The 19,090-nt window shown below is 45.1% G+C and carries 20 protein-coding genes; 4 read left to right on the top strand and 16 right to left on the bottom strand.

Translation table 11 applies throughout. The annotated features are described in order from the left end of the window. Positions 1-182: 182 nt before the first annotated feature. The 14 genes from H8704_RS09185 to H8704_RS09120 all read right to left on the bottom strand — a co-directional run bounded on the left by H8704_RS09185 (position 183) and on the right by H8704_RS09120 (position 15,547). Positions 183-875, bottom strand: coding sequence for an L-ribulose-5-phosphate 4-epimerase (locus H8704_RS09185; protein WP_022464191.1), 693 nt, complete (start codon positions 873-875; stop codon positions 183-185). Between the two features lie 97 nt (positions 876-972). Further along, a complete protein-coding gene (locus H8704_RS09180; RefSeq protein ID WP_249298063.1) occupies positions 973-2,559 on the bottom strand; it encodes a xylulokinase in 1,587 nt (528 codons plus the stop codon). A gap of 136 nt (positions 2,560-2,695) precedes the next feature. Beyond that, positions 2,696-3,802, bottom strand: a complete 1,107-nt coding sequence (locus H8704_RS09175; protein ID WP_249298062.1) for a GntR family transcriptional regulator — start codon at positions 3,800-3,802, stop codon at positions 2,696-2,698. A 106-nt stretch (positions 3,803-3,908) separates the two neighbouring features. Continuing rightward, positions 3,909-4,988, bottom strand: a complete 1,080-nt coding sequence (locus H8704_RS09170; protein WP_207665514.1) for a sensor histidine kinase — start codon at positions 4,986-4,988, stop codon at positions 3,909-3,911. Positions 4,989-5,054: 66 nt separating this feature from the next. Continuing rightward, a complete protein-coding gene (vanR, locus tag H8704_RS09165) occupies positions 5,055-5,750 on the bottom strand; it encodes a VanR-ABDEGLN family response regulator transcription factor (protein ID WP_022464195.1) in 696 nt (231 codons plus the stop codon). Between the two features lie 173 nt (positions 5,751-5,923). Continuing rightward, positions 5,924-8,614 carry an ABC transporter permease gene (locus H8704_RS09160; protein ID WP_249298061.1) on the bottom strand — a complete coding sequence of 897 codons (2,691 nt, stop codon included), beginning with the start codon at positions 8,612-8,614 and terminating at the stop codon, positions 5,924-5,926. Next, positions 8,611-9,294: an ABC transporter ATP-binding protein gene (locus H8704_RS09155; protein WP_022464197.1), complete on the bottom strand. Its 684-nt coding sequence runs from the start codon at positions 9,292-9,294 to the stop codon at positions 8,611-8,613. Before H8704_RS09155 ends, H8704_RS09160 begins: the two co-directional genes overlap by 4 nt. A gap of 152 nt (positions 9,295-9,446) precedes the next feature. Continuing rightward, entirely contained in the window at positions 9,447-10,457 is a 1,011-nt protein-coding gene (locus H8704_RS09150; RefSeq protein WP_249298060.1) for a sensor histidine kinase, read from the bottom strand. Positions 10,458-10,486: 29 nt separating this feature from the next. After that, positions 10,487-11,158, bottom strand: a complete 672-nt coding sequence (locus tag H8704_RS09145; RefSeq protein ID WP_249298059.1) for a response regulator transcription factor — start codon at positions 11,156-11,158, stop codon at positions 10,487-10,489. Between the two features lie 8 nt (positions 11,159-11,166). Continuing rightward, positions 11,167-11,304 carry a hypothetical protein gene (locus tag H8704_RS09140; RefSeq protein WP_022464200.1) on the bottom strand — a complete coding sequence of 46 codons (138 nt, stop codon included), beginning with the start codon at positions 11,302-11,304 and terminating at the stop codon, positions 11,167-11,169. Positions 11,305-11,549: 245 nt separating this feature from the next. Beyond that, positions 11,550-13,274: an ABC transporter ATP-binding protein gene (locus tag H8704_RS09135; RefSeq protein WP_249298058.1), complete on the bottom strand. Its 1,725-nt coding sequence runs from the start codon at positions 13,272-13,274 to the stop codon at positions 11,550-11,552. A gap of 36 nt (positions 13,275-13,310) precedes the next feature. After that, complete coding sequence (locus H8704_RS09130) at positions 13,311-14,570, bottom strand: type II toxin-antitoxin system HipA family toxin (RefSeq protein ID WP_249298057.1); 1,260 nt, start codon at positions 14,568-14,570, stop codon at positions 13,311-13,313. Beyond that, positions 14,567-14,893: a helix-turn-helix domain-containing protein gene (locus H8704_RS09125; protein WP_118678234.1), complete on the bottom strand. Its 327-nt coding sequence runs from the start codon at positions 14,891-14,893 to the stop codon at positions 14,567-14,569. The genes H8704_RS09130 and H8704_RS09125 overlap by 4 nt, the downstream gene beginning before the upstream one ends. 195 nt (positions 14,894-15,088) lie before the next feature. Next, positions 15,089-15,547, bottom strand: coding sequence for a ferritin-like domain-containing protein (locus H8704_RS09120; RefSeq protein ID WP_022464202.1), 459 nt, complete (start codon positions 15,545-15,547; stop codon positions 15,089-15,091). A gap of 251 nt (positions 15,548-15,798) precedes the next feature. On the opposite strand from H8704_RS09120, the gene trmB reads away from it, so the two are divergent. Both trmB and H8704_RS09110 read left to right on the top strand, forming a co-directional pair. Beyond that, positions 15,799-16,482, top strand: a complete 684-nt coding sequence (gene trmB / locus H8704_RS09115; RefSeq protein ID WP_249298056.1) for a tRNA (guanosine(46)-N7)-methyltransferase TrmB — start codon at positions 15,799-15,801, stop codon at positions 16,480-16,482. 91 nt (positions 16,483-16,573) lie between these two features. Continuing rightward, complete coding sequence (locus tag H8704_RS09110) at positions 16,574-17,131, top strand: DJ-1 family glyoxalase III (protein WP_249298055.1); 558 nt, start codon at positions 16,574-16,576, stop codon at positions 17,129-17,131. A 117-nt stretch (positions 17,132-17,248) separates the two neighbouring features. On the opposite strand, the gene csm6 is transcribed toward H8704_RS09110, so the two are convergent. Beyond that, a complete protein-coding gene (csm6, locus tag H8704_RS09105; RefSeq protein ID WP_249298054.1) occupies positions 17,249-17,881 on the bottom strand; it encodes a type III-A CRISPR-associated CARF protein Csm6 in 633 nt (210 codons plus the stop codon). A 205-nt stretch (positions 17,882-18,086) separates the two neighbouring features. Continuing rightward, positions 18,087-18,341: a CRISPR-associated endonuclease Cas2 gene (gene cas2, locus H8704_RS09100; RefSeq protein WP_283241974.1), complete on the bottom strand. Its 255-nt coding sequence runs from the start codon at positions 18,339-18,341 to the stop codon at positions 18,087-18,089. Between the two features lie 67 nt (positions 18,342-18,408). Between cas2 and H8704_RS09095 the strand changes: the two genes are divergently transcribed. Together H8704_RS09095 and H8704_RS09090 are read left to right on the top strand one after the other, a co-directional pair. Further along, a complete protein-coding gene (locus tag H8704_RS09095; RefSeq protein ID WP_249298052.1) occupies positions 18,409-18,693 on the top strand; it encodes a transposase in 285 nt (94 codons plus the stop codon). A gap of 77 nt (positions 18,694-18,770) precedes the next feature. Continuing rightward, positions 18,771-19,090 (top strand): IS3 family transposase (locus H8704_RS09090; RefSeq protein ID WP_249298051.1); only part of this gene is annotated, 320 nt, incomplete at its 3' end.

The raw sequence follows: 19,090 nt of genomic DNA, 5'->3' as shown, positions 1-19,090 counted from the left end.
ACGCTCCCCATTTCTTACAGAACCGGTTTCGATTCTCTCTTATGTCCTATTGTATCAAATCAATAGTAAAATATCTATATAATGCAAGAGTCAAAAGCAGATAACAATGTATGTTTACATACAAATTGCTATCCGCTTCTGACCCCGGCATCATCTATATTGATCTAAATCTTTAATTTTTATCATTGACCATAATATGCGTTTGCACCGTGCTTGCGATAAAAATGCTTATCCCGGATACAGTCCGGTGCCGGCTGTACCTTCGGATTGATCAGCTCCGTCCTGGTTGCCATTTTAGCAACCTCCTCCAGAACTACTGCGTTATGCACTGCTTCAGCGGCATCCTTCCCCCATGTGAAAGGTCCGTGATTCTTGCACAGAACGCCCGGTGTATGCATCGGATTCAGTCCCCGTTCCTCGAAGGTTTCAATGATCACCAGTCCCGTATTCTGTTCATAGGCTGCATCAATCTCCTCCGGTGTCAGACTTCTGGCACATGGAATCTCCCCGAAGAAATAATCGGCATGAGTGGTTCCATATAATGGAATCGACCGGCCTGCCTGTGCCCATGAGGTTGCCTCCGGCGAATGGGTATGTACCACGCCGCCGATCTCCGGATATTTTTTGTAAAGCTCCAGATGAGTCGGTGTGTCAGAGGACGGCTTATATTTTCCCTCGATCTTATTGCCCTCCAGATCCATTACCACCATATCCTCCGGTGTCAGCTTATCATAATCAACGCCGCTTGGCTTAATAACAAAATAACCGCTTTCTCTGTCAATACCACTGACATTTCCCCATGTGTATGTGATCAGCCCCCGCTTCGGCAGCTCCATATTTGCCTCGTAAACCTGCTGTTTTAATGCTTCTAACATATTTCTCCATGCTCCTTTCATCTGTGCCATATTTCGTACACATAGATTTTCTGCTATATATTATCCCATATCTCAGATAACCAGTCTGTAATCCGCTTTATATACTCTCTACTGCGGCACGCTCTATCGCAAGTCCCTTATTGTAACGCACCAGGAAATCATCAAAGCCCTTCACATCTGCAGCATCCGGCTCCAACGTAGTTCCCGTCTGTCCGGCAAACACCTCCTGATCCAGATAATCTGCCAGATCTTTTCCGGCTCCTGTCACCAGATACTGTGCCAGTACCGCAATGCCCCATGCACCGCCCTCACTTGCCGTATCCATCACGGACACTGGTGTATTCATTGCTGCTGCCATAATCTTCTGTCCGGCACCCGGCACGGTGAAGAATCCACCATGTCCGTAAATCTTATCCACAGGCACCTTCTCCTCCTTCAGCAGAATGTCCAGTCCGTTTTTCAATGCACCAAGGGCCGTGAAAAGATGAACCCTCATAAAATTACCAAGGCTGACCTTATCATTTGCATGACGTACAAATAACGGCCGTCCCTCATCAAAGCCTGTAATACTCTCTCCTGAGAAATAATTATAAGAAAGAAGACCTCCGCAGTCCGGTTCTCCCTCCAGTGCTTTCTTGAACAACAGATCAAACAACTGACCCCGGTCAATCTTCATTCCTGCCGCTTCCGCAAACTCCTCAAAAAGATTCACCCATGTATTGATATCAGAGGTACAGTTATTGCAGTGCACCATAGCCACCAGATCCCCTGCCGGCGTAGTCACCAGATCAATCTCTGTATGAAGATTTTTCAATGCCTTCTCCATAACGATCATGGCAAAAACAGAGGTTCCTGCCGATACATTTCCGGTACGCACCTTCACACTGTTGGTTGCTACCATACCGGTTCCGGCATCGCCCTCCGGTGGACACATTGGCACACCTGCCTCCAGTGTCCCGGTAGGATCAAGCATTTTTGCACCGGCCTCCGTCAGGACGCCTGCCTTTTCCCCTGCCGTGAGTGACTTCGGTAAAATATCCTTTAAAGTCCATGGGAAATGATATTCTTCTACCAGCTTGTCGAACTTCGCCAGCTTTTCCTTATCATAATCCTTTGTGCTGCAGTCAATCGGAAACATTCCGGAGGCATCTCCCACGCCCAGTACCTTCTCCCCGGTAAGCTGCCAGTGAATATAGCCCGCAAGAGTTGTAAAAAATGCAATGTCCTTTACATGAGGCTCCTTCCTTAAAACAGCCTGATACAGATGGGAAATACTGTACCGCTCCGGCACATTCACCTGAAACTCCTGCGTCAGCTTTGCAGCGGCCTCCTCGGTCATGGTATTTCGCCAGGTGCGAAATGGAACCAGCAGTTCATCCTTCTCATTAAATGCCATATAGCCATGCATCATAGCACTGATTCCCAGAGAGGCCAGCTTCTTAAGCGGCACCCCGTACTGCCCCTGCACTTTCTCTGCCAAAGCCTTATAACACGCCTGCAATCCCGTATGGATCGCCTCCAGACTGTAGGTCCAGACACCATCCACCAGTTGATTTTCCCACTGATAAGAACCCACCGCCAATGCTTTACAATTTTCATCCACAAGCACTGCCTTGATCCTGGTAGAACCAAACTCAATGCCAAGTGCTGCTTTTCCGTTCACAATACTTTCTTTTGCATTCATAGTAATGATACCTTCCTTTCTCAACCCGTGGACCCGGTCCCACGAGTACAACTTTTCTCCAATACATGTTCTATTATCAAGTTTGTAAGCACATACCGTTTATTCTATCTTTATCATACAACTTGTACACTCGTATTTACAAGTTGTTTTTTCTTTTTTTACATGAGTTTCCCTCTACCAGCTCAGGCTCTATCATAATCCGGTCCTTCTCCCCGTTTTCTTCTCCATGGATCAGCCGCAACAGCAGCTCTGCCGCCATCACCCCCAGCCTCTCCTGTGGGTGCGCAATGGTGGTAAGCCGCAGATTGCCGGACAATGCCATGGAAGAATCATCATATCCACATACCGATATATCCTCCGGCACACGCAGACCATTGTCCTGCAATGCCCGGATCACCTCCCACGCAATCTGGTCATTATAACAGACAATGCCGTCCATAACGGCGGTCTCCCGAATCATCTGGCAGATCTTTTCATAGGGATGCACCGTCCTGTCCTCCGTGTGAAACCAGATCACCTTCCCCGGATCATAGGCAATACCCGCCTCGCCAAGAGCCTTTGCATATCCCTTATGACGATTCTGCCCCTGGGTATCATCCGCCTTAAATACACCGATAATATTCCGATGTCCCAGCCCAATCAGGTGCCTGGTGATCAGGTACCCCCCCTTGCAGTCATCCATCAGCACCTGCGGCTGCTGTTTCATCTGCTCATAGCACCCCTGAATAAATACACAGGGAATCTGAAACTCCCAAAACTTTGCAAACAGCTCCGTGTGCTTGCAGTAAATCTGACTTTTGCTTGGTTCGATGATCACCCCATCAATATCCTTTTGCAAAAGCTCCTGCAGACAACGGATCTCCTGCGTCCGGGAATTTCTTGTGTTTTTGAGAATGATACTGTAACCCTCCCTGGTCAGAACCTTATCAATCCCCCGGATCACCTGCGGAAAAATATAGTCAGACAGATATGTGGTTATCACCGCAATATTTCCCGATTCATGCTTATGACGGACCAGCTCCGTACAAAAGGTTCCTCTGCCATGCTCCGCATAAACATAACCTTCGTTTTCCATAATGGCAATGGCTTTCCGTACCGTCTGACGGCTTACCTGATACTGTGCCGCAAGAATATTTTCAGATGGAATCTTCTCTCCCGGCAGGATCTCGCCGGACAGGATTTTTTTCTTTAGATCTGCCATCAGCTGTACATACTTTAACTGTTTTCCCTTTTGATTTTCCATGTGTCGATGTATTCCTCCGTTTTTTTTCGGCACAAAAATACTCTAATGTATTGATCAAAAATTTTTGCACCTATCCCATAAAAGGGACACGCTGGTTCGTGTCCCTTTATAATTCCACAATAAAAACAATTGTCTCATTGGAGCTCTCACAGGAAATTTTGCCGCCATGAAGCTCCACGATCTGCTTGGCGATCGCCAGTCCCAGTCCGGTGCCGCCCGTCTTGGAATCTCTGGAGCTGTCCAGCCGGAAAAACTGTTCGAAAAGATAACTGAGCTTTTCCGCCGGAATGGTCTGTCCGTGATTTTGGACAATCAGCTTCATTCCCTGTTCCCCGTTTTTGTCCAGATATACATGGATCATACTATCCGGATATCCATAGTTGATCGCATTTTTCAGCAGATTGTCAAACACTCTCTGCATCTTCTCAATGTCACAGTACACCATGATCTCCGGCTCTGCTTCCAGCTCATAATCCATGCCCTTCTCTGCCAGAAGCGGTTTAAACTCATACATAAACTGCTCCACCATCATCGTCATATTGACCATACTGCGTTTTAATGTCATATGGGCAAAATTCATTCTGGTAAGCTCAAAGAATTCGTTGACCAGATCCTCCAGACGTCCCGCCTTATTCCAGGCGATATCCAGATATTTCTGACGAAGCTCCTGTGAAATTTCCGGCTCATCCTTTAGCAGTGTCAGATATCCGATCACTGAAGTCAGTGGCGTTTTCAGATCGTGCGCCATATAAATGATCATATCGTTTTTGCGCTGCTCGGCATCCTTCGCCTCCTGCTGGCTGGCACGGATCCCCACCATGATCTGATTGAGTTTACGCTCCACCTCCTGCAGCGAGGAAGGAAGCTTCACACTGTTGATCCGGTTGGCATACAGGTCATCCACCGCATTGGTCACAAGCTCCAGCAGCCGCGCCATCTGATAAAAATGAACACATGTTATGGCAACACAGCCCACCAAAAGCACACAGAGAAAAACCGGAACAACATTGACATGAAGCCAGTGTACCAGCGGATACAGCTCATCCCACGGATACCATACCTGACTGCCGCACCAGCGGTAAGCTATGCCAAGAAAAGCCAATACCACAACGATATAGACCAGCATATGCACCAGATATCCCTTTACCAGCTGCTTCGCAACCTCCTGACGAACTTCACCATCCATGTATATTTATCTCTCCATTCTGTCTTTTCCGGCTTTACTCCCTTTTATCTGTCCCCACTGTACTTCTTATCTATCCATTTTATAGCCCACACCCCAGACCGTCTTAATGAACTTCGGCGCACGGGCGTTTTCATGAAGCTTCTCACGGATCCGGGCAATATGAGCCATCACCGTGTTATTACTGTTAAGATACTTCTCCCCCCAGACAGCCTCAAAAAGCTCCTCTGCCGATACCACTTTCCCCAGATGGCGGCAAAGATAAACCAGTATGTCGTATTCAATCGGAGGCAGATCGATCTTCTCTCCGTAAAGATAACAGGTATGCATATTGGGCGTCAACTCCAGCCCCCGGATATTGTAGGTTTCCTCATCCTCCTGCCCGGTCATGGATGGATTGTAAGTCTGGGACCGCCGCAGCTGCCCCTTGACTCTCGCCACTACCTCCAGTGGATTAAACGGCTTTGTAATATAATCGTCTGCGCCCACAGTAAGTCCCGTGATCTTATCTACGTCCTCTACCTTCGCCGTAAGCATAATGATCGGAAAATACCAGTTCTCCCGGATCTGACGGCAAAGCTGAAAGCCGTCGATATCCGGCAGCATCACATCCAGGATCGCCAGTGAGATTTCATTTTCCTGAATGCAGTCAAGCACCCCCTCTGCCCGGTAAAACTTAAATACCTGATATCCTTCATTGGCCAGATACACCTCCAGAAGATCCGCAATCTCCTGTTCATCATCAAGTACTATAATATTCTGCATATTTATCTCCATTCTGCGGCCGGTTCCCCAGCCCGCCGCACAAACTACATTGTCCCGTTTTTACATAGAAATCCTTTTCCCCTTTATTATAACCTCAGTCAGAGAAGATATCTACATCCAAAATCATAAGTTTTTATTACAAAGCATCCCCCTGATTCATCAAAGTCTGTCTATTACAGATTTTCATTGCGAAGCGCTTCCATCGTGTTGTCTTTTCGAATTTTGCTCATGGCATAGATCATCGTAGTAAACACAACAATAAATACGCTGACTACAGATATCGCCATTCCCTGCCATGGAAATATATATTTTACCTCAAGACCACCTACAACCGATTTATACATAAGATAACTCAGTCCCCCGGCAACCGGCAGTCCGTAAAGAAGCCCCTTGAACCCATACAGCATACACTCATAATTCATCATCCGCCGGAAGCCTTTCTGCGTCATTCCTACGGACTTGAGCATGGCAAACTCCTGACGCCGCAGCAGAATATTGGTAGAGATCGTATTAAATACATTTGCTACGGAAATCAGTGAGATCAATATAATGAATCCATAGGAAAATACATCAATGATCAGGATCAATGCCTGATTGGAATCCCGGTTTGCCGCCAGATCCATAATAGAGCCGGAAGCGCTGCTGTCCTTCAACTGATTTTCAAAATAATCCGAAAGCTCGGTACATGCCTTTTCATGCTGCTCTGCCATCAATGCAAATGATGTATAAGGCATTGGATTTGCCATATCATCAAACACTTTATCATCTGCAGCACGGTACGGCAAAACGATCGTAACCGCTTCATTCCACTGGGAATTTGCCACTCCCTCCGGAGGAGCTGCTGTCATTCTCTTTCCCAGATGTATCGGATGTTTTTTGACTGCTTCTGCCGCAGAAATCCGTTTTTCCCCGTTATCCTCATCACTCAGATAAACATAGTCACTTCCCTCATGCATACTGTAATAATATCCTTTCATTGCCTTCGGGATCAAAAGCTGCGCATCCGTTTCTCCTGCCTTTAAAATATTCATGGTTTTTATCTTTTTTCCACAATATACGGAAAATCCGTCCCAGACTAATGCGTTCCACGACTTTGTGTCCATATATTTGGACACATCCATTTTCTTTTCCTGTAAATACGTTTGATACGCTTCCTCCTGAAGCAGCTCCAACTGCACTGCAATTACAACTGTTTTTTTTGCTTCATTGATCCTCTCCGGATCAGTCTCCTCCAGATAATCCAAATACTCCTTACTAATCTGCTCCTCCGGCACCTCTACTTCGCCACCCCCTTCCTTGCGGTATGTGGCACTGTCCACAGATCCGATCTGCTCAATCTCTTTCTCAATCTCCGACACTGTTTTACTGCCATCCTTCGGCTCCGTCACTTCACAACTGATATCATAATCCTCCTCCCTTCCCAGCCCGGAAGTAGACACCTTCATATATGCACTAAAGCTGGTGGCACTTACAAACAATACAATACTGATAAAAAGTGAAAAAACAGTGGTGCGGTATTTCTTGCGGTTTCTTTTAAAGTTCTTACCTGCCAGCATGCCGGAAAATCCAAACAGCTTATAGGTCAGTCGTGACGTCCTCACCTTTTCCCCGCGAAGCTTGATCTCATCACTCTGGCGGATCGCCTGGATCGCCGGAATACGCACGGCTTTGGAAGCCGGGATCATTGCCGAGATCAGTACAGTAATAAAACTGACGAGCACTGCGATAAGAACTGCCTGCCATGTCACCACCAGATACAGCTTTGTTTTTTCTCCTGCTGACCAGAGCTCACCCATCAATCCGGAAATGGCATGAAGCGTAATGCCGATTCCCCCAAGCCCGGCCGCAAGTCCCAGCGGAATTCCCGCCGCACACAGAACACATGCCTCAAAGATCACACTGTGCCGTATCTGCTTTTTGGTAGCACCAATGGATTTTAAAAGTCCCATCTGCTTTGTCCTCTCACTGAGAGAAATGGAAAATGCGCTGTAGATCAGGGATATGGCACCGATCATAATAATTCCTATCAATATGGCTCCCATAGAATATAAAACCCGATTATAACGGTCATTTGTACTGTTTCCCATAAAGCGCAACAGATCCTGATGCGTTGTATATGCTCCCGTTTTGGTATATTTTTCCAAAATATCGTAACTTTTTTTGGGCTGGGTAAATGTCAGAAATGCATCATAGGATCTCGCTTTCTCTTCCCCCTTTTTGGTGAAAGCGGAATAACCCGCTGCCGAATAATCCTCAGAGACAGGACGATCACAGATTCCTACGACGGTGTACGTTTTTTCGGACTTCTCCTTTAATGTCTCCCCCGCCTGAAAAGGCTCCATTTCAACCGGCAGTTGTTTGTCTCCCTTTTTCTCTGCATAATATCTGGTGCCAACCTGAAGTTTTAATGTATCTCCCACATCAAACTTCACACCACCGTTGTATTCCAGATGCTTCGAAAGCACGATCTCTGAAGAATTCTTCGGCATCCGGCCTTCGATCAGATTGATCGGGCTGTAATCGGTAAAGGAATCGTCAATAGCCTTCACCATCAGATACGGCTTATCCTCATTCTGAATATCACCCAGCCTGGCAAACCCAAGATTTTCCATTACGGTCATACCTTTGACCTGTTTATCCTTTGAAATATCCTGAATACACTGTTCATTGGTTGCTATCATACGGCCTTCCCATGTACCATCCCGGACAATCTCCATATTCATCAGATACTGCTGAAAGCTTACGATAATTGAAGTAACCGAAGTAAACATTGCCACAGAAAGAGCAATTCCGATAATGGTCACCAACGTACGCATTTTATTTTTCTTTAATGTACGAAGTGTAAAACGACTGAAAATATTCATGACCGGATCACCTCATCTCTTGTGATCCTTCCATCCTCAATGGCAATGATACGGTCTGCCTGCAGGGCAATATTCTCGTCATGAGTGATCATGATCAGTGTCTGGTTGTACTGTTTATTGGACTCCTTCAAAAGCTCCATGATCTCGTGACTGTTGCGGCTGTCCAGATTACCGGTCGGCTCATCAGCCAGAACAACTGCCGGCGCATTCATAAGTGCTCTTCCAATGGAAACTCTCTGCTGCTGTCCACCGGAAAGCTGATTGGGCAGATGCTTTTCCCGCCCCTCCAAACGAAGGGTGTGGATCATCTCCTGCAAGCGTTTCTCATTGATCTTACGTCCGTCCATCAGAATCGGAAGTGTAATATTTTCCCGGACATTTAACACCGGAATCAGATTATAGAACTGGTAGATCAGTCCCACCTGACGACGGCGAAACACAGCCAGCTCCTCCTCGTTCTGCGCAAAAACATCCTGTCCGTCCATGTACACCTTGCCTGCCGTAGGTACATCCACCGCACCAAGAATATGCAGCAGAGTGGACTTTCCGGAGCCGGACGGTCCGATGATCGCAGTAAACTCCCCCTTCTCTACTGAAAACGACACATCATCCAGCGCATGTACTGCATTTTCCCCCTCGCCATATGTCTTTTTCAAATGTTCTACCCGTAAAATCTCCATGACTTTCCCATTCCTTTCTGAACTTTTTACCATATTGGTTACTTTTGTAACCCGTTCCCTACACTCCATAAGATAACGGAATGAGATGACAGAGCGGTGACTTTATTGTGACAGATCTGTCACTTTGGATTTTATTTGTATAGACTTCCCATTTATATGACACTCTTGTAGAAGCGTATCGTGAACACAGCACCCCGTTTTGTTCCATTTTTTACCTGTATCGTTCCATTCTGCTGTGTAATGATCTTCTGCGCTAAGGACAGACCAATCCCCACACTCTCCGTACTGTTATGCTTTCCACGATAAAACCGCTCAAACAAATGAGGCAGATCCTCCGGTGCAATGCCTTTGCCTTCATCCCGTATCATAAGCTCTGTATAAAGAGGATTCTCTGTCCCCTCTACCGTAATTGCTCCACCGGGTTCCGAATATTCCATGCAATTTTTTAAGATATTCCCCACCGCCTCTACACTCCAGGACAAATCTCCCTGAAAGCTGCAGCCGGGCTCCACATGACATTTCCAGCGGATATCCCGCAGATCCATGGAAACCGCCACCAGTTGATATGCCTGCTCTGTCAGCTCTGTTACGGATACTGTCTCCTCCTTCATTCCGGAGGTACCCGCATCCAGACGTGACATTTTCAGAAGTGCATATACCAGCCAGTCAATCCGCCCAAGCAGGGTAATAATATCCCTTGCAATCTCCCGGCGCCTCTCAGGGCTCACCTCATCCTCCTGCAAAAAACTCGCCAAAAGCTGCAGAGAGGTCAGCGGAGTCTTGAGCTGATGAGAAATATCGGCCAATGCATCGGCCAGATAGACCTTGTCCTGTCTTAACACGTCTGCCTGTTCCCTCATACGTCGTACCAGCTTGTTGAGCTGTGTATGAAGAATCGCAAGCTCTCCCTCCTGACAATCCTGCAGCAGCGTCTCCCCATCATCATGCAATATACTGTCCATTTTTTCGGACATATCGGCAATCCTTTTATAACGTTTCCCGATCAATCCCAGATGCAGGATCAATGCCACAGTTCCGGCTAATACCACCATGCCGGCCGCCACACTATCAAATTGCCAGAATGCCCATGCCGCTCCTGCCAGATATATTACAATATAATATAGAATTTCTTTCCGGATCTCCGGATTTCGAAATAACTCCATAGAGCCCTCCTTTTGCTGAACAGATAAAATTACGCCCGGTATCCCATTCCCCGGACAGTACGGATCAGCACAGGCTCCTGCGGATCGTCCTCAATCTTTTGCCGGAGTCTTTTGATGTAAACCGTCAGCGTATTGTCATTGACATACTCTCCTGCAGCATCCCAGATCTCCTCCAACAGCTTATTTCTTGTGAGTACAATCCCTTTATTGTTGATAAATATCAGAAGTAAGCGGTACTCTAAAGCAGACAAAATGATCTCCTGTCCGTTTTTCGTCACAGTGCCTCCCAGCGTATCCACCCGGACATCCCCCAGCTCCAACACAGCCTGTGTCCTTCCACAGCGCCGCAAAACACCTTTCATACGGGATATCAGCTCCCTTGGCCGGAAGGGCTTGCTGATATAATCGTCCGCCCCCATATCCAGTCCCGTTACCGTACTGTACTCATCACCGGAGGCCGTCAGAAAGATCACCGGAATCTCTGTATTTGCCTTGACCGCCGCACATACAGCAAATCCGTTGCCATCCTGTAACGACACGTCTAACAGCACCAGATCGATCTCCTGTCCGTGCTCCTCGATCTGCTTCAATGCGTCCTTCTGTCCGGAGACAGCCCTTACCCAAAAGCCTTCCTCCTGTAAAAAAAGACTAAGATTTTTTACGATTTCCTTATCATCCTCTACCAGCAAAATGTTTGTCATGCGTCTTGTTAATTCTCCATTTCAATATAATTATCCCCATGTGGCGTTCCGTGATACAATGCAACTCCATACACTGCTGCACAGATCATCACAAGCAATAAAAGTACACTAGCTACAATCTTCTTCGAATTATCTTTTCTCTTCATAATAAATCACTGCCTTTCGAATCCCTTATAAACCAAGTCGCATCATTTAAGATGCTTTAACACCTGACCAGATGCCGTCATCCTGCAACAACACAAGAATAACAGACAGATCTTTCGAAATCCGAAGCTTTTTCTTAAGAAAAGATTATTTTTTTCTGACATTGACATTATAACGCAACTTCTACGGCATATGTACTCAAACTTACTAAAGCAATCAATGAAGAATCCGCACGAATGCAGCCACACTATGCCATCTCATTATAATGGGCATAAATTCCATTCATCGCCAGAAGCTCCTCGTGCGTTCCCCTCTCCACAATTCCGGTATCTGCCACCACCAGGATCTCATCCGCATTTCGTATGGTGGACAAACGATGTGCTATCGTGATCGTGGTCCGGTTTTTTGCAAGCTCCTCCAGACTGTGCTGGATCCAGCGTTCACTTTCATTATCCAGAGCACTGGTGGCCTCATCCAGGATCAGGATCGGCGGATTCTTCAAAAAAACACGGGCAATGGAGATCCGCTGCTTCTGCCCTCCGGACAGACGCGTTCCACGCTCTCCCACAAAGCTGTCATAACCATCCGGCAGCGACATAATAAAGTCGTGAATATTTGCCTTTCTGGCAGCATCCTCAATCTCCTTCATAGAGGCCCCCGGCTTACCGTATGCAATATTCTCCCGGATCGTACCACAGAACAGATAAACATCCTGCTGCACCAGACCAATCTGATTCCGAAGACTTTCCAGTGTCAGTTCCCGGATATCCTGTCCATCAATACGGACACTTCCTCCCGTCACATCGTAAAACCTCGGAAGCAGAGAGCATATCGTGGTCTTGCCGCTGCCGGAAGGTCCCACCAGAGCCACCGATTTTCCCGCCTCAATCTGAAAGGATACATTAGAAAGCACCAGCGTGTCATCATCGCTGTAATGAAAGGATACCTTGTCATATTCCACGGTTCCTTTGACATTTTCCAGAGGCTTTGCATCCGGGGCATCCACAATATCCGGCTCTGTCTCCACGACTGCCAGAAAACGCCGGAAACCTGACAATCCCTTCTGCATCATTTCCGTCAGCTCCACCAGGATCTGGATCGGACTGATAAAAATGCCGATATACAGCGCATACATTGCAAGATCAGCCACCTCCATCTGACCTCTGGCAATGAGCCATCCGCCAAATACAAGAGTTACCAGATACATCAATCCCTGAAAAAATAAGTTGCCACTCATAAAGGAGCCCATACAACGGTAATTGGCATCCTTGGAACGCAGGAAGTTCTCATTGCTGCGCCCAAACTTCTCCCGTTCAATCTCCTCATTGGCAAAGGACTGCACCACACGGATACCCGCCAGCGTATCCTGCAGACTGGAATTGATCTCCCCGATCTTCTGCCGGTTATCCATAAAAGTTGCCTGCATTCTCCGGTTCTGACTGTACGAAAAAAGAACCATAAAAAAGACAAGCGCCAAAAGCGGGACAGCCAGCCGCCAGTTGATCAAAAACAAAAAGACAAAGGAACCAATGATCTTGATCAAAGAAATAAATAAATTCTCCGGACCGTGGTGTGCCATCTCGGAGATATCAAACAGATCCGACACCAGCTTACTCATCATCTGACCGGAATTATTCTGATCATAATAGGAGAAGGACAGCTTCTCATAATGGTCAAAAAGCTGCTGCCGCATATCCCGTTCCATATTGGCTCCCATCATATGTCCCTGATAGCTGACATAATATTTGCAAAGTCCCTGAATAATGTACATGAACAGCATAGCCAGACCAATGGGCAGCAATGCCTTTAATATGGCTGACGGCTCCCCCGCAAAAACGGTCCGGGTCATCGTCCGCAGGATCTGCGGATACGCCAGATCGATCAGACTGATCGCTGCTGCACAGATCAGATCTAAGAAAAATACCGCTTTGTACGGCGAATAATATGGTATGAATTTTTTTAATGTATGCACGTATGTCACCTCGTTTTTATATAATTATGAATTATCTTAAGAAAATCGCAGGCATTGTTGAAATGCCGGTTCCATTCTCTCTATTTCTCCTCTATTGATTCCATATTTTTTAGCCAAATCAATCCAGTTTTCACAAACTATTTTCGAGATTTCTTTCACAATTTTTTTTGCATCCTTTTGAGATACACCAAAATAATCCGCTGAATCAATTGCCAAATCAAAATCTATATCTGAATCACTTTCATTTACATTTAATGACAGATCATCTCCATATATATCAGGATTTACATCATATAAAGGTGACAATCGCCATCCGCCCTGTTTTATAATAAATCCGTGATTTCTAAAATGATCGTCTGTATTCGATACTGCCATATTTAACACAATTCTTTTCCATAATTGCAGTAAATCTTCCCGCGGAGATGCACCATTTGCCTTTAGAAAAGAAGCAATTTCCAAATAACTGCTTCCATCTACAGCAGAAGCTCCATCATTCTTTCCTAACATCGTCATTGCTGACGAAAAGTGTATCCTCTGCTCTCCTTGCCGGTCGAATCTTTTTACCAAATAGGTACTTCCAAGCTTAGAAAATTTTCCCAATCCAGCCTCTGGAACATCAAGACCACACATTTGAGCCAAATCATGCACAACCATCTCCCAGGCCCCCATATTCCACTCATCATTCCGTGATGGAAATTTAGCAATCCATAAAGAACCATCCGGCGCTTTGACTGTTGCTTTCGGCCTGGCTCCTCCTAATGATGATCCTGGAGCAATCAGTTGTTTCAACCACTTCTCCTCCAAACCGCTATCGTCCTTTTCGAAGGCAACAGACGCCTGTTCCAATTTTCGCAAAGAAGTCCACGGTGGAGTCGCAAGTAATTCATCATCAGACAAAAAATCACCCTGTGCTTCTGTCTTAAACCGAAGGCCGCCCATTCTGGATTGATCATATACCCCAAGTAAATAATCGCTCTCCAACAACCTCCTTGGTTTAACTCCTTCTTTTTTGGCACGAATCATCTCTCTTCGCTTCATTAGTACCCTTCCCCAACGATCCGGGCAAGAATCAGCAAACACTCCAAATATATTTTTACCATCACCAATATACTGTCTTCCTCTATACAAATGCAAATCCGGATCTATCAGTAAGGCATTTGCCTGCGAAATCCATTTTTGATCATATTCAAAGGAATATATCTCCCTTCCCTTTTCCGGTGATACATACAAACGACCTATTAGTTCATTATGATATGGAAAAAAATCCGCATACACATATATCGTTTTCCCTTTCATTTCCCATCACTCCGTTTCGAAGCCCGTTTTCTAATAGGCAAATTTAAATCCTGCAGTTTTCGCCCCAGTTCATCATCCTTTGCTACCAGCAGCAAATCCTTATCCATATAATTCAACGCGTGAAGCACTGCCGCATAGCATCCTATTGCCACAGATGATGCTCCCTTCTCAATAGAACACAAAGTCGCCCTGCTGATACCGGCCCGTTCCGCCACTAATTCCGTGGAAAGCCTTCTACGCAATCGTGCATATTTAATCTGAGTCCCCATCTGTTCTAAAATTTCCTCTGTCTCTGGTAATAATACGACTGATTTTTTCGGCATATATCCACCTCCATAACGTATATAATATAATACATTATCTCATCTTTTGTCAATTTTTATTTACATTATAACAAAAAAGCAGTGAATTGATTACAGATTATACTAACCAAATCACTGCCCATTAAATATTTTATGATGCAAGGAGCAAAATACCTTTTGATCCCAACACCATTTTATGTCATTAGAAACTTCTCCCTATGACATCCGGTTTACTGTCTTATATTTATACAACATCTCCGCATGATTCTGCTCCTCGACCTGGATATCTGCCAGCAGCTTACGCACTCCCGGCTCCCCAAACACGAAAACATCCGTATTATATTCCGATGAAACCAGCTTTTCTGTACCAATGCAGTCAGTCGCCAGAAAACAGTCATCTGTTTTGTCCTGTGAATTATCATCGGACATATAGGTTGCTTTCGGTGAATAGTCCTTTCCCTTGCTGTCGTTGCAGTCACATTCCGGCACTGTGCCGTTCAACACCTGACCAAGGGAATCATAATGCTTCTGCTCCTCCTTCTGAATTGTCTGGAACAGATTCTTTAGCTCCGGGTCCTTTGCCTGCTCACTGTATTTCTGATACTTCTGTGCACAAGTTTTTTCCTGAGACTGCAGATCCTTTAATGCTGCTGTTTCTTTTTCCGTTAATACCATTTTACTTTCCTGCCTTTCCTAAATTTTCCTTTTGACAGTCATAGTATCTGCGGATACTTCAAAAATATTCATAAATAACATCCATTTTTTAATTCACACAAATATTGTATCATTCGCATTGCGTGTAATTCAGATTTGACTTTATCCACGGATTATCTTAAACTATCTGTGAATATACAAAAAACGCCGGAATACCAGAAGAAGACCATCCGAACTCTTCTTCTCACAGGCGATACAGAAATGAGGTATCTATGCGATTACGAAATATCCCCGGCTCACAGGAGCGCATATTAGAAAACAAATACACGATACAGACCGACGGTGCTGACGGTGCCGATTACAGGGGCAAATGGGCAAAGGAATTCTTCCACAATGATCATCCGGTTCACATCGAGGTCGGCATGGGCAAGGGCAAGTTTATTTTGGAGATGGCCCGACAGAATCCCGATATCAACTATATCGGCATCGAGAAATATTCCAGCGTGCTTGTCCGGGCACTGGATCAGCGGGAGGAACTGGAAAGTGACAATCTTCTGTTCCTTCGAATGGATGCGGAAGACATTGATCAATATTTTGCACCGGGCGAGGTTGCCAAAATATATCTGAACTTCTCCGATCCATGGCCAAAGGACCGGCACGCAAAACGCCGCCTAACCTCCCGTCAGTTCTTGGAGCGGTATGACCGATTTTTGGTACAGGATGGAAGCATTCAATTTAAGACAGACAACCGTCCTCTCTTTGACTTCTCTGTGGAAGAGATCAAGGACACCGGCTGGATTCTGGATGAATGCAGCTTTGATCTGCACGCAGACGGCCCGGCTCCAAACAATGTTATGACAGAGTACGAGGAGAAGTTTTTCCGAAAGGGCAACCCGATCTGCCGTCTGGTATGTCACCGAAATCCCGGACAGACTGATTATTCCGAAAAGGAATAAACTATAACCTTTTTTTAATAAAGAAATTTGTTACATTAAATAGAATTGATTTGCAAACTACAAATCTCAACGTCAAAAGGAGGAATTTATTATGGCTCAAGCATGTATTTTTTTAGCAACCGGTTACGAGGAAGTGGAAATGCTGACGGTAGTTGATATGCTCCGCCGCGCAAAAATTTCGATCGATATGGTTTCCATTACCGATCAGAAGGAAGTCACCAGTTCCCACAATGTAACGATCACCGCAGACAAGACATTGAGCGAAGCAAACTTTGATGAAACAGAAATGCTGATCCTTCCGGGCGGCATCCCCGGCACCCCAAACCTTCGTGCCTGTGATCTCCTCTGTGAAAAGCTCAAAGAATTTGCTGCAAACGGTAAAAAAGTCGCTGCTGTCTGTGCGGCACCGACCGTTCTCGGAGAGCTTGGCATCCTTGCCGGCAAAAAAGCAACCTGCTACCCATCCTTTGCCGATAAGCTTGCTACCGGCGATTATGTGAAGCAGCCGGTTGTCACAGACGGCAATGTGATCACCAGCCGCGGCATGGGCACCTGTATCGAATTTGCCGGATCCATCATCGAAGCCCTGAAGGACAAGGCCACAGCCGATGCTGTGAAAGAAGCGATCATTTATAATGACGTGTATTGATGATTGAAACCGAAGATAGGACAGAGATAAGTTTTATACAAAAGCCACCCACTGTGGAAAATACCGAACAACATCGATATTTACTACAGCGGGTGGCTTGCTCTTATTATATTACTTTCAAGAAATAGACATTCTCTCTATTATTAAATCATTCATCTGATCGTAAGAATCCCAATAATCCTTCTTTACAGATATTCCTGTATATGAAAATAAACGCTTGATCATATCCATAATTTGAGTCGTAGTAAATCCGGTTCTTTGACGTATTGTCTCATCCGTTACAGATATGATCTGATGAGCCGCTAAATTCCGTACCCCCTCCTCCACACTCCTCACATTGTTAATTAATTGGATCAATTCCGTATCTGTTGATATATTTTCAATCAATAACTTTAAATGAACAGAATATACGTCTTTATATTGAAAACGCTCTTTATATTCTTTTTCTAATATTTCTCCAACTTGCGTACCTGCAAGCTTTTTTCTCGACCATCGTCTCACCTGATTTCGTTCACTGACATCACAGTAGGCATTTACATCCACACCGCACTGTTTCTTTAATATCATCTCAAACAGATCCACTATTAATGGTGTGATTGCCCGTACAAAATCCGCATATTCTTCTTTTTTTAACTTAATGCCTACCGACAATGCATATTCAAAATATTTCCGTTCTGATGACGCACGAATTGGCAGACATTGTACTCCACTTTTGACCGCCAGTTTGTCCACACCGGAAAAGTCAAGCAAAATCCTTCTGGATGCAAGTTCAAGAAGATCCCAATATCTCCTGAAATTCTAACATCTCTTTCGACATATACATAATAATTTTATCAGGTTGGTATGCTCTACAGATATGTAACATGGAACCATCCTGACAATTCGTTGATGATATTGGATCTGTTCCACCAACCGGTGTAAATAAGATTGTTTTCCCCATTTTTTCTCCTTTTCTTTAAATAATAACAACTTCTTCATTTTCTATTTGTATACTCTCACCAAATAAAGTAACCTCTCCCTGCCCTCTTACTTTATAAACTCTGACATTGTCCTCCTGTGCATTAATCAGCATTGGAATTTCTCTAAGCAAATTTCGATATAAGTTTTCCGGTATCATCGCCTCAAACGCTGATTTTTGCACTCTAAAACCATATCCACTCATTTTCTTTGCAAATCGAATTGGTGTTAGAATATAAATAGTACAAGTCAAAGTGAGAGCTTTTCATTCCGTCGATTAGTGATACAATAAAAGTATCGTACTGAAGGAGGAATTTATCATGGCAAAACATTTTGACAAACAGTTTAAACTGGATGCCGTCCAGTACTATCATGATCATCGTGAACTGGGATTGGTCGGCTGTGCATCAAATCTAGGCATCAGCCAGCAGTCTCTGTCCAGATGGCAGAAGGAGCTGCGGGAATCCGGTGATCTGGAATGCCGTGGATCCGGCAATTATTCTTCGGATGAGGCAAAAGAGATCGCCCGTCTGAAGAGAGAATTACGTGATGCCAAGGACGCGCTTGATGTGCTAAAAAAAGCCATAAACATTCTGGGCGAATAACGGAAGCTGTTTATCTCGAAGTTACCGTTAAAGCAGAAAACGCTAAAAAAGCAGGACGCCGGGTTTCTGTTTCCGGAATGTTAAAATATTTAGGCGTTTCACGGTCAGGGTATGCCGCATGGAAACGGCATATACCATCCGATACTGCCAAACGCAGGAAACTGCTCAAGGACAAGATCAAAAAGATTTATGACGATTCTCATCAGAATTATGGTGCCCCTAAGATCACAAGGGAATTGCGTAAAACAGGGGAAAACATTTCTGAAAGAACTGTCGGTAAATACATGAAACAAATGGGCATCAAAGCCCAATGGATCCGTCCATGGACAGTAACAACCAAGGATTCCGATTTCAGTAATGAATTGCAAAATATCCTTGATGAGCAGTTTAATCCTGA

This window comes from Jutongia huaianensis (assembly GCF_014384985.1).
Taxonomy (GTDB): Bacteria; Bacillota; Clostridia; order Lachnospirales; family Lachnospiraceae; genus Jutongia; species Jutongia huaianensis.
The sequence above is the reverse complement of the archived record's forward strand: the minus strand, read 5'-3'. Positions and strand labels throughout refer to the sequence as shown.